Raw genomic sequence first — 11302 nt, forward strand, 5'->3', positions numbered from 1 at the left:
CCGAACACGCCGCCTAAATCACCGGTAACACTGATAACCCGTCCGTCGTCAGATGTCAGAGTAATGGTGCCTTCGGTATTATTGACGGCGGAAATCCCTGTCTCAGAGGTTTTGTCATTGATGGCCGTAACCAGCGCTGAGCCGGAATCGCCGTCTTCGACATTGATGGCGCCTATGTTTACGCCATTGATGGAAAAATCACTTCCTGTTGTGCCTGCCTGAATTGCGTTCTCGGAGGTGGTTTCCACAACAGCCACGGCAGAGATGCCGGTGGCGGATGACACCGAGTTGATTTCATCGGCCAGGGCACCAAGGCCGTTTTCCTCTTTATTATTGGCTTCAATGGTAATTGCTTTCAGGTCAATCTCTTGGCCGGTGATGTTTGACGTGATGGACAACTGAACGGTGCTGCCTTCTTGATCATCCAGTGCCAACGTGGCTGTTGAAATATGGCCGATGGAATCGGATTCAGTGTTTCCAATGCTGATGGAAGAGGTCTCATTGGCTGATGCACCGGTGTGGATGACCTTGTTGGTGTAGGTACCGTTGAGAAGCTGCATGCCGTTGTAGGACGTGGTGGTGGCAATGCTGTCCAGCTCTTCCAGCAGTTTGTTAATGTCGTCCTGGATGGCAGACCGGGTCGTCGTGGTCTGGGTGTCGGAAGCAGCCTGGATGGCTTTGGTTTTAATGGTGTTAACGATGTTGACAGACTCTTCAAGGGCGCCGTCTGCGGTCTGGACAATGGAAACACCGTCATTGGCGTTCTGGATGCCCTGGCCAAGGCCGTCTGCCTGGGCTGCCAAAGAATCGGCAATGGTGAGGCCGGATGCGTCGTCCGCTGAAGAGTTGATCCTTAAACCTGTGGAAAGCCGGGTCAGGGATGTGGTCATATCGTTGTTTGTGGCAACCATATTTCTATGGGCGGTGAGTGCGGCAACGTTGGTATTAATACTTAAACTCATGATTATTTCCTCCGTGAATTTGGTGTTGAAGTGACGGCATCATTGCCAGGTCACTTGCCGCCATTCGTCAGATCCGTCTGAAGAATGGGTTAAAAGGTTTTTCTTGCGGGGATCAGCCGCCTTTTGGATTAATCCTTTGTTCAGTTATCGTGATAAAAAAGGCAATCTTTAATGGATAACTATACCGGAAGATGGAAAGTTATAAATGTATCACATATTTAAAAACAGATATATTACTGAATTTTCTAAAAAATATTTAATTAACTTGAAATCAATCAATTGAGATTTTTATTATGATAAAGTTTTAACCCAGGATAAAAAGTGGCTTTCCTCCCGGCGTAGACCACAGTAGAACCATGGGGTTCAGGGCAACCGCATGTAATTTTCCTGCTGTTTAATGCCAATTTCGAATGGCTCATACGGATAGTATAAGGCGTAAGATCAAAATAAAATATCCCACTATCGATCAGGATAACATGGAATATCAACAGCCCATTTTTCAAGCCCTCATTTTTCAAGCCCATTGATACGAATAATTTTATCTTCTATCATTTTCTTTTGCTGTTATTGGTGAATACAGCCGAGTGGAATGGAAAGCAGGATCCGTTTGGCAGATCGGATCGACTATCCTTTTTATATCTTCCAGTAATGAGGGGAGTTTTTCTTCTGGCCTCCTTTACCCATCAGCAGAACGACATGAGCCATGAACTGCCTTCTATCAGTCCCTTTCAGTGCTATGCAAATTAAAAAAACAACAGTGATTTATTGCAAAACAAGATAAAGCAAGAATTATTTTTGTCCACTTACTTATGATTCTTTTACCCGCAGAACGCCCAGGCTTTTCGTCATCTCAAGCACATCATAGTGACCGGTTGCCTGGGCCAGTTCATACACCTGGCCCGGGGGCTGCCCCCCTTTTTCGGGATTGAAAAATATATCATGGACGACCAGAAAGCCCCCCGGCATAATATGGGGTGCCCAGGTCAAAAAATCCGTATGCACCGCTTCAAAAGAATGCCCGCCGTCAATGAAGACCATGGAAAGCGGTGTCTTCCACATGCGGCCTGCCGTTTTTGAGGCACAGACAATGGGTACCACCGTTTCTTCTAAGCCTGCCCGGGAAAGGGTTAGGCGAAACAAAGGAAATGTATTGACGCTTAACGTTTTCTTATCATAAAGGTCAGGGTCAAAATATGCCTCGCCCGGCTGCTGTTCTTCGGAGCCTGCATGATGGTCTATGGAAAATAAAATGCCGCTGTTCTGCTTGCAGGCAGACCCGATAATGGCAGCAGACCGTCCGCAATAGGAGCCGATTTCAAGCACCGGCCCGGTCCTGGAAGCAGCCAGGGAAAGATCATATAAACGAAGGGCCTCATCGTCATCCATAAACCCCTTGATGGTATTTAAAAATTCAAAATCAAGTAATGCAGTCACGCATTCTAATCCTCATCATAAGTTTTCACCAGTATGTCCCGGGGTTTTGAACCGATCTGGGGGCCAACAATCCCTTCATGCTCCATCATCTCAATGAGCCGGGCAGCCCGGTTGTAACCGATCCGCAACCGGCGCTGGACATAGGAAATGGAAGCCTGACGGTCTTTGGTCACCAGGGCCACAGCTTCATCATATTTTTCATCATATTCGGATTCGTCAAACACTTTTTCCTGGCCGTCATCGTCGCCCTGAATCACTTCCTCGTTATAATCCGGCTGTCGCTGATCTTTAAGAAACGAGGTAATCCTGCCAATCTCTTTTTCGGAAATAAAGGCGCCTTGGATGCGCATGAGCTTTCCTGTGCCCGGGGGAGAGAACAGCATGTCTCCGTTGCCAAGCAGACTCTCAGGTCCCCCCTGGTCAATAATGATCCTGCCGTCGATTTTTGAAGAGGTCTGAAAAGATATCCGGGTGGGAAAATTGGCTTTGATCGTGCCGGTGAGCACGTCAGCGGACGGACGCTGGGTGGCGATGATCAGATGGATACCTGCGGCCCGGGCCATCTGGGCCAGGCGCGTCAGGGCATATTCCACGTCCTTGGAGGCCACCATCATCAAATCCCCAAGTTCGTCCACGATCACCACAATAAAGGGCAGGCGTTCCAGGGGCAGTCCGCCGGGCAGCTCAATATCTCCGGGAGAGGTGTCCGGATCAAGCGCCATGAGCCGTTCTTCGACCATCTCATTGAACTGGCCTATATTTCTCAGGCCAGACAATTCCAGCAGCTCATACCGGCGCTCCATTTCCCGGACTGCCCAGAAAAGTGCATTGGTGGCTTTTTTCATATCCGTGACCACAGGGGTAATCAGATGGGGAATATCATTATACACAGACAGCTCAATACGTTTGGGGTCAATCATGATGAGTTTGACCTCATCGGGGGTGGCCTTGTACAGCAAACTGATGATCATGGAATTCAGCCCCACACTTTTACCCGTACCTGTGGCACCGGCAATGAGCAGGTGGGGCATTTTATCCATTTTGGTGGCCACGGGCTGACCAAGAAGATCCTTTCCAAGGCCAAGCGTCAGTAAAGATTTGGACTGGACAAATTCCCTGGATGCGATCATTTCCCGTAAATTTACCAGTTCACGCTCATTATTGGGAATCTCGATACCCACCACATCCCGGCCCGGAATCGGAGCCACAATGCGGATGGAGATGGCGGCAAGGGCAAGGGCAAGGTCATCGGAAAGCCCTACGATCTTTGACAATTTGATGCCGGGCGCCGGACGATACTCAAAGGTGGTGATCACAGGTCCGGGAAGAATTTCCACAACCTCACCCTTAACATTAAAATCCTCCAGCTTTTTTTTCAAAATACTTGCTTTATTCTGGAGTTCCTCCGTGTCTATATGTCTGCGGGTTTTTTGTTTCTCATCCAGAAAAGACAAACCAGGCAGAACAAAGTCGGGCTTTTCCCAGATATCGTTTACGGAAATGTCTGCCACATACTCCTTGTCATCAGTTTCCAGCGCGACAATGGTGGGAGCCAAGGATTTTTCGGGCTCGGGTTTTCTTTTAGGTGAAGAGATATTCCGGGGGCCGGGCATGGGGGCATCAGAATTTTCCTGGATCACATCCCTGTTTGTTTCCGAAATGGGAGAAAAATCGGCATCATCAATATCAGAGTCATCAATATTAAATTCATCGACATCAAATCTAACATCATCGCCATTATTTTTTTCATGGGATCTTGGCAGTATAGTCAAAGCTTTTAATTTTTCAGCCCGGGCAATCCCTGCTGCTTTTCTCTCCTGCCTTTTGTTTTCCAGGGTCTGTTTTAAATACCCGGCACCTTCGGCCATGTCCTGTTTAATTGTCCGGGCAAGCCGGACCAGCCGGCTCCAAACCACATTAAGCACATCTTTTAAAGAAATGCCGGTAACCAGCATAAAGCCCACCAGCACAAAAAAACATAATAATATGGCACAGCCGGTGGTATTGGCGTATTTAAGCAAAACCCCTGCAAACCGGCCCCCCACCCTTCCACCCGCAGAAATCGTGGTGTCGGAAAACGCATAGGTTTCTTTAAACAGGAAAAAAATACCACCCGTAGTCAACATCAGAATCAGTCCCCCTGTCAGGGTCTGCCAGATCGTTTCCAGGGATTTCTTTCTGATAAGCAACAGACCTAAAACACAAAGAATCAAAGGCACCCACAGGGCGCCAATGCCAAACAAAAATATAAACAGCCCGGCAACATGAGCGCCGATCAGGCCGAACAGATTGTGAACATGGTCAGGAAGGGTAAAAAAGTGATTTCCCACGCAAGGGTCGGCAGCATGGTATGAAAAAAGGCTTATCGATGTCAGGATAATCAGGAATAGGAGAAAAATGCCGTACAGTTCTTTTTTCATACTTCAGTTCTTTTTTCATACTTCAATGATAATGGGTACAATTAAGGGTTTTCGGTTAATGGCAAAGGCAAAATATTGTTTAAGGGCCCGCTGCAGTTTTTTTCGAATCAATTCCACCCGGGAATCAATCCCGGCTTCAATCTCTTCAACAATCTCCAGGATCACGCACTGGGCATCGTCCACAAGGTATCCTGTGGCAGAATCAAATACAAAGCCCTTGGAAATCAGTTCCGGTCCGTACAGCACAACCCCTGTTTCCTCGTCAATGATCATGGTGACCACCACAAGGCCCCCCTCGGACAATTCCCGGCGCTCTTTGAGCACGGAGCGGCCCACATCCCCGATACCTTTTCCGTCCACAAGAATCCGGCCGGTCTGCACCCGCTCCACGACCCGCCCCCCATTTTCGCTGTCAAAGGCAATGACCTGGCCGTTTTCCGCCACAATAACGTTATTGCGGGGCATACCCAGTTTTTCTGCAAGCCTTGCATGCATCACAAGATGCCGGTATTCCCCGTGGATAGGAATGAAGTATTTAGGTTTTGTCAGGTTAATCATCATCTTAAGCTCTTCCTGGTGGGCATGGCCGGAAGCATGAATCTGGGCGATCTTGGAATAGACAACGTCGGCGCCCCTCCGGTAAAGCTTGTTGATAATGCCGGCAATGGCTTTTTCATTGCCCGGTATATGTTTGCTCGACAAAATCACAGTATCGCCTTTGCGGACATTGATGTGCTTGTGAACCCCCGAGGCCATGCGGGCCAGCGCAGACATGGGCTCACCCTGGGTGCCTGTGGTGATGATCACCACTTCATGATCCTCAAGATTATGAATTTGTTTGATATCCACTACCAAGCCCGGGGGACAGTCAAGATAGCCTAAACGCATGGCCACATCCGTAATCTGCTCCATGCTGCGGCCATTGAATATGACCCGGCGGTTATTGTGTCTGGCAATGTCAATCACCTGCTGGATCCGGAACACATTGGAGGCAAAAAGCGCAACGATCACCCGTCCGGCAGAGGCTTCAACCAATTCGCCCAAATTTTTTGCAACCTCCTGTTCAGACATGGCATAGCCCTCTACTTCCACATTGGTGGAATCAGACAGCAGCGCCAGCACGCCCTTTTCGCCAAACCGGGCAAAACTTGAAATATCGGTATTTTTCATAATATCGGCAGAGTGGCTGATGCGGAAATCTCCGGTATGAACCACAACACCTTCGGGGGTTGTGATGGCCATACCCACACCGTCAATGGTGGAATGACTGACACGGATAAACTCTATGTCAAAAGGTTCAATGGTGAGTACCTCTCCCGGGTTGACCAGGTTAAGGTCCACATGAGTATTGAGATCAAACTCAATGAGCTTGTTGCGCACAATTTCAAGGGTAAAGGCAGTGCCATATACGGGCAGACGGATTTCGCGCAAAAGGTAGGGCAAGGCCCCAATGTGGTCTTCATGGGCATGGGTCAGGAGAACGCCTTCAATTTTATTCATATTCTCACGAAGGTAATCCATGGCCGGAATAACAATATCCACGCCCAGCATATGGTCTTCAGGGAACATGAGGCCTGCGTCAATGATGAAGATGACATCCTCATACTCCACCACCATCATGTTCAGGCCTATTTCTCCGAGCCCCCCAAGGGGTATGAGTTTAAGCATTTAAATTATCCTGAATTATCCTGGCCGCTATCAACTACAAGAAATCAAATATTAAGATATCAAATACAAATGGACAGCTTTTCAAGAACGGCGTCGGCCCAGTCCACCAGCCAATTGCGCTGCTCAACCGTGGCATAGCCCATACAATCACACCTGATACTGGTTTTAATTCTGACCAACAGCTCACAGGACAAGGCGGTTTCTTCCAGCATCAGGGCAAATACGTGGGGAGCGCAGGCCTTATGGGTGGCCTGGATTTTTGTTAAAACACCGGGGTCCAGCTCAAGCCAGTAGATTCCGCCCACGGTGGCAGGCTCAAGATAGGTATCAAAATACTGTTTTAATGCCGTGTAATCCTTAAGCGTAAAGCCGTCTATGACATATTGTTTCATGGCTCAGTTAATTAACACATAAGCATTGAACTATGCAACCTGAACTTAAACTCTTAGGAATGAATTTTAAATAACTCAACTTTCGGTGTTCAAAAAAAGCAACGAAAGTTGAGATGCAGAATTGTTAAAAACAAATTCCGAAACTGGATCAAAGATTTTGCTGATCTGGCTATGGTCATTGCTTGCGGATTGCACAACTTGAGGCTGAAATTCCGCTCTTGGGAAACAGTCTCAGTCAAAAATATGTAAAATAGATATAATGTCTATTGGCAAGTGTCGGTAAGGAATTTACAATTTCGTTTTCTTAATATGGATTTATTTCTGTCCATGTACTTATAGCTGCCTGTGCAGGATTGATTGTCTCCATCTTGTTTCCAGTTTCTTACCATTAACGCTTAAGTTAATGAGGTTGATATGCCGATAGTGTTATTATCTGAACCACAAGAATTTTGGGAAAACAGCTATGACACGTTATTTTATCCTGATGTTTGTTTTGATTGCAACGGCGCTGCCCTGCCGGGCCAGAGATTTCGTGGTTGAATTTGTAGAGGAAAACTACATGGAAAACCAGGAAGACTATGCCAGAGCCCCTATGATTTACCATTCCTTTCAGGTGCGTTCCCATGCGGGCTTAAAGATACTGGTGCTCACTGGGGAACATCCTGAATACCGCACGTGGCTGCGCCGGTATGTTGCCCAGGATAAAGGTTTCATTGTCAAGGTTCCTGATGATGAAAACGATTTGTTTATTTCTTCAAAAGTTTATGAAACCGATGTGACAAATGTCCATCCCTTTGATCCTGCGACCTGGTCAATGAAAGGCAGCCGTGTTTTTGACGACAAGGATGTGTCAGATACGCAGCCCTGGATTATGGCTGGGCAGGGACATATTCTGGTACTGGATAAAAATAACAAACGCAGTGAACTCATTGATACCGTAGTCAAGCGTATGGGGTATGTCGGCATGATTTCAGGCGATCCTGAAGTGGCTTTGGGAATATTCAGAAATCAGCCTGAAAAATTCAAGATGGTCATTGTGAATTACGATATGCCCGGTATGGGTTCCGAGGCCTTTGTTGATAAACTGCTCAAGCTTGATCACAAAATACCCATACTTGTGGAAACCGGATATAATAACGAAAAGGTCAAACGGCAATATCTGTCAAAATTTTCAGGAGCAGGGACAGTTACGGTTACACCCGTGGTATTGAACCGCCTTCAACAAACCATAAAAACCTTGATCAAACCTGGAGAGGAAACTGCGGCACAACATGCCAACGGATAAAATTGATAACATGGATAAAATAACAAGATTCTGCAACGCTCTATTGATAATTTTTCTCACGGTTCCAGGAACCGGACGTGGGGAAGACCAGGCGTTTTATGAACTGGAGGCCGGATTTAAAAATTTTATTCAATGCGAGCTTACCCGGACAGATGCTGAAAGCCATTTTAAAGGAAAAAATTTTTCAGTGACCATGATAAACCTTTTCAATGTTACCAGAGAACTGGATATCACCATCCTTACCGGGGCTGTTAAGTGCGATGTTCAAGGGCAGTACCGGACCTTGTATGTTGCCCTCGGGTTAAGGGACTTGGAAGGAAAAAAAGTGGTTTCCTATTGCACCATCAGGAACAAGGATTTTCGTATTCTTGCCACGGAATTGATCCGCTATCCATACAAGGAACGATGCCCGTGGACCCAGTACTGGATTAATCCGGAGTAATCAAGTTCATTAACTTAGAGCGTTAGGGTCAGTCGCCGTTTTTGTTGACGTTACGTTTTTTGATCTGGTTGTAAAGGGAGACAAGCTTGCGGTCTGTCTCGTTCAGACGGTCGGCAAGGACGGTGAAAAGGTGTTTGGCCACTTCAGGATATTTCTCTATGACTTCAATGAGCTTGTCTCCCGGAAACCGCTTAATTTGGGCGCGCCCCTTTGAAATAATGGACGCAGATCTTGGTGTACCGGTTATGGCTGCCATTTCGCCGAAATACTCTCCGGGCTGAGTAATTTCTGCAATCATTTTACCGCCCTTGACCACATAAACAGCGCCTTGAACAAGCTTGAAAAAGTCAATATCCGTGTTCCCTTCACGAATGATCACATCCTTGTCCTCGTATTGTTCAATATCGGGGTTTACCAGATAGGCCGGCAGCGCCTCTTTTGAGATAACGGTTTTTCTTAACACTTCTTCCAGGGAGGTCTCTCTGGATTTTACCTTAATAAGGCCTGCATCCCGAAGCGTAATCATGCCTTCGGAGATGGCCACCTTGCGCAGCTGGTCTTCAGATACTTCGGCAGAAATGGCTTTACCGACCTCATCGGACACTTCCATGAGTTCATACAACCCGACCCTGCCTTTGTATCCCGTACCATTGCAGTGGGGGCAGCCTTTAGGACCGTACATGGTCAGACCCGGAATTTCACTCTTGTTAAAACCGTAGGATTCCAAGTCTTCCGGACTATAGCCGGTGACCACCTGCTTGCATTCCGGACAAAGCCTGCGCCCAAGACGCTGGGACAAAACCATGGTAACGGATGAGGCAAGCATATAGGGTGGAATGCCGATGTCCACAAGCCGTCCAATGGTGGACGGACAGTCATTGGTATGCAGGGTGGCAAACACAAGATGGCCTGTCATGGCAGCCTTGATGGCAATCTCTGCTGTTTCAAGATCACGGATCTCACCCACCATGATAATATCCGGATCCTGTCTGAGAAAGGCTTTCAGTGCTGCGGCAAAGGTCATGCCCACCTCTTCTTTTACGGGCACCTGGTTAATACCCTTAAAATTGAATTCCACGGGGTCTTCAGCGGTCAGGATCTTGATATCATCCTTGTTCAGACGGTTGAGAATGGAATACAAGGTCGTGGTTTTTCCCGACCCCGTAGGCCCTGTAACCAGAAGCAGTCCATAGGGTCTGGAGATACAGCGTTTGAGCATCTCAAAGGTGCCGGGCTCAAATCCCAAACGGGTCAGATCAATGCTTAGTGCGCTCTGGTCCAGGATACGCATGACAATGCTCTCACCAAACAGGGTGGGCAAGGTGGATACCCGGAAGTCCACGGACTTCTTCCTGCCCAGCCGGAGTTTGATCCGACCGTCCTGGGGCACCCTGCGCTCGGCGATATCCAGGGCGGCCAGAATTTTTATCCTGGAAATCACGGCATTTTTAATTGACAGCGGCAGGTTCATGGCCTTGTACATGCCGCCGTCCAGGCGGTAGCGCACCTGAAAGGTTTTTTCAAAGGGCTCAATGTGTATATCAGACACACCGTCGTTGATTGCTTTGGTTAAGATTCCGTTTACCAGTTTGATGATGGGCGCATCCGAGGCCATGAACGCATCCTGGCCGGCGTTTGAATCAGCGCTGCCGCCCACCTCAATCTCCTCGGCAGCCTCGGAAACCAGGGAGCCGAAATCCTCAACAGATGTTACCGGTTCATCCTCTTCTGCCTCGTCCTCAAAATGAAGAAAACTTTTATACGCTTCATCGGAAATTTTATAAAAATCACGGTACGCCTGGATGATATCGTTTTCAGTGGAGACAAAGGCCCGGATGTTTTTTCCTGTTTTCTTTCCAAGATCTGCAACCACATCCGTATCTGTGGGTTCTGCCATACAGACCTGTAAATCGTCCCCGGATAGTTTCAAGGGAAAAACCAGATTGTTTTTGGCTTCATCATAGGGCAGAAGTTTTAATGCCCGGGGATCCGGCTTTATTTCAGAGAATGTGACAACCCTGTAGTTGTATCGTCGTCCCAGCACATTGATGATGGTGTCCGGATCAATATAGCCTTTCTGAAGCAGGATACCCGAAAGCCGCTCGTTGGTCTTCTTCTGGACCAAGAGGGCCTCGTTGAGCATAATGGAGGTGATCTGCCCTTCTTTGGAAAGGATTTCACCGATTTTCACTTTGCCGGCACCAGACTGATCTTTGATGGTAGACTTAAGGCTGGACCCGGATTTTAGAACAGTGCCGCTGGCCATAAGATATCCTGAAGTGTGTTACGACTTTTTATAGTTTTTGACCACCCGGATGCCGCCGGCCAGTACCAGAAGAACGCATAGAAAATAGAAACAGAATTTTACAATTCCAATCTTATTTTTAAAAAACTCAATGGTCTCAACCTGGGGTATCACCTGGGGAACCCTTATGAACACCGCGATGCCCACGGCGATCAAAATAATGCCATAATAAAATTTAAGCGTACGTTTGTCCATCTTAATCCACACTTTCAAGCCCGGATAATTCCCGGTCAAAAATTTTTTTTATCCTGTCTGCCTGTTCGGTTATTTCCGCAAAGGCGTCAAACAGGGTTTCAATGTCCGATTCCAGCTTAGCATGTTCTTTGGATAAAGTGGCAATTTTTAATCCGTCCTGATCCTGGGACGCGTCAAGCAGTTCTTTGTTCACCCGGGC

9 protein-coding genes and 1 pseudogene are annotated in these 11302 nt (G+C 47.5%); 2 read left to right on the top strand and 8 right to left on the bottom strand.

Annotated features, from left to right (window positions below):
* From AB7U36_RS10230 to AB7U36_RS10250, 5 genes are all read right to left on the bottom strand, one after another.
* The coding region (locus tag AB7U36_RS10230; RefSeq protein ID WP_428159681.1) for a flagellin hook IN motif-containing protein at positions 1 to 962 on the bottom strand (962 nt) is incomplete at its 3' end.
* An 807-nt stretch (positions 963 to 1769) separates the two neighbouring features.
* Positions 1770 to 2396, bottom strand: a complete 627-nt coding sequence (locus tag AB7U36_RS10235; RefSeq protein ID WP_428159682.1) for a class I SAM-dependent methyltransferase — start codon at positions 2394 to 2396, stop codon at positions 1770 to 1772.
* Positions 2397 to 2401: 5 nt separating this feature from the next.
* The gene (locus AB7U36_RS10240; protein WP_428159683.1) at positions 2402 to 4816 is read right to left on the bottom strand and encodes a DNA translocase FtsK; all 2415 of its coding nucleotides are present in this window, start codon (positions 4814 to 4816) and stop codon (positions 2402 to 2404) included.
* 15 nt (positions 4817 to 4831) lie between these two features.
* Positions 4832 to 6484: a ribonuclease J gene (locus AB7U36_RS10245; protein ID WP_428159684.1), complete on the bottom strand. Its 1653-nt coding sequence runs from the start codon at positions 6482 to 6484 to the stop codon at positions 4832 to 4834.
* A 59-nt stretch (positions 6485 to 6543) separates the two neighbouring features.
* Complete coding sequence (locus AB7U36_RS10250; protein WP_428159685.1) at positions 6544 to 6876, bottom strand: hypothetical protein; 333 nt, start codon at positions 6874 to 6876, stop codon at positions 6544 to 6546.
* A gap of 463 nt (positions 6877 to 7339) precedes the next feature.
* On the opposite strand from AB7U36_RS10250, the gene AB7U36_RS10255 reads away from it, so the two are divergent.
* Positions 7340 to 8161: a response regulator gene (locus tag AB7U36_RS10255; protein ID WP_428159686.1), complete on the top strand. Its 822-nt coding sequence runs from the start codon at positions 7340 to 7342 to the stop codon at positions 8159 to 8161.
* A 10-nt stretch (positions 8162 to 8171) separates the two neighbouring features.
* Positions 8172 to 8603 carry a hypothetical protein gene (locus tag AB7U36_RS10260; protein ID WP_428159687.1) on the top strand — a complete coding sequence of 144 codons (432 nt, stop codon included), beginning with the start codon at positions 8172 to 8174 and terminating at the stop codon, positions 8601 to 8603.
* Between the two features lie 28 nt (positions 8604 to 8631).
* Here AB7U36_RS10260 and pilB read toward each other — a convergent pair whose 3' ends face one another.
* The 3 genes and pseudogenes from pilB to AB7U36_RS10275 all read right to left on the bottom strand — a co-directional run.
* Positions 8632 to 10869 carry a type IV-A pilus assembly ATPase PilB gene (pilB, locus tag AB7U36_RS10265; RefSeq protein WP_428159688.1) on the bottom strand — a complete coding sequence of 746 codons (2238 nt, stop codon included), beginning with the start codon at positions 10867 to 10869 and terminating at the stop codon, positions 8632 to 8634.
* Positions 10870 to 10887: 18 nt separating this feature from the next.
* Positions 10888 to 11103, bottom strand: a complete 216-nt coding sequence (locus AB7U36_RS10270) for a hypothetical protein (protein ID WP_428159689.1) — start codon at positions 11101 to 11103, stop codon at positions 10888 to 10890.
* A 1-nt stretch (position 11104) separates the two neighbouring features.
* Positions 11105 to 11302, bottom strand: a pseudogene (locus AB7U36_RS10275) (ABC transporter ATP-binding protein); the annotation flags it as partial.

This window comes from Desulfobacter sp., from assembly GCF_050177295.1.

Bases quoted from the DNA above. Each gene is read 5' to 3' on its own strand.
- AB7U36_RS10260 (WP_428159687.1), top strand. From the start codon at position 8,172: ATGGATAAAATAACAAGATTCTGCAACGCTCTATTGATAATTTTTCTC.
- pilB (WP_428159688.1), bottom strand. From the start codon at position 10,869: ATGGCCAGCGGCACTGTTCTAAAATCCGGGTCCAGCCTTAAGTCTACC.
- AB7U36_RS10255 (WP_428159686.1), top strand. From the start codon at position 7,340: ATGACACGTTATTTTATCCTGATGTTTGTTTTGATTGCAACGGCGCTG.
- AB7U36_RS10250 (WP_428159685.1), bottom strand. From the start codon at position 6,876: ATGAAACAATATGTCATAGACGGCTTTACGCTTAAGGATTACACGGCA.
- AB7U36_RS10240 (WP_428159683.1), bottom strand. From the start codon at position 4,816: ATGAAAAAAGAACTGTACGGCATTTTTCTCCTATTCCTGATTATCCTG.
- AB7U36_RS10270 (WP_428159689.1), bottom strand. From the start codon at position 11,103: ATGGACAAACGTACGCTTAAATTTTATTATGGCATTATTTTGATCGCC.
- AB7U36_RS10245 (WP_428159684.1), bottom strand. From the start codon at position 6,484: ATGCTTAAACTCATACCCCTTGGGGGGCTCGGAGAAATAGGCCTGAAC.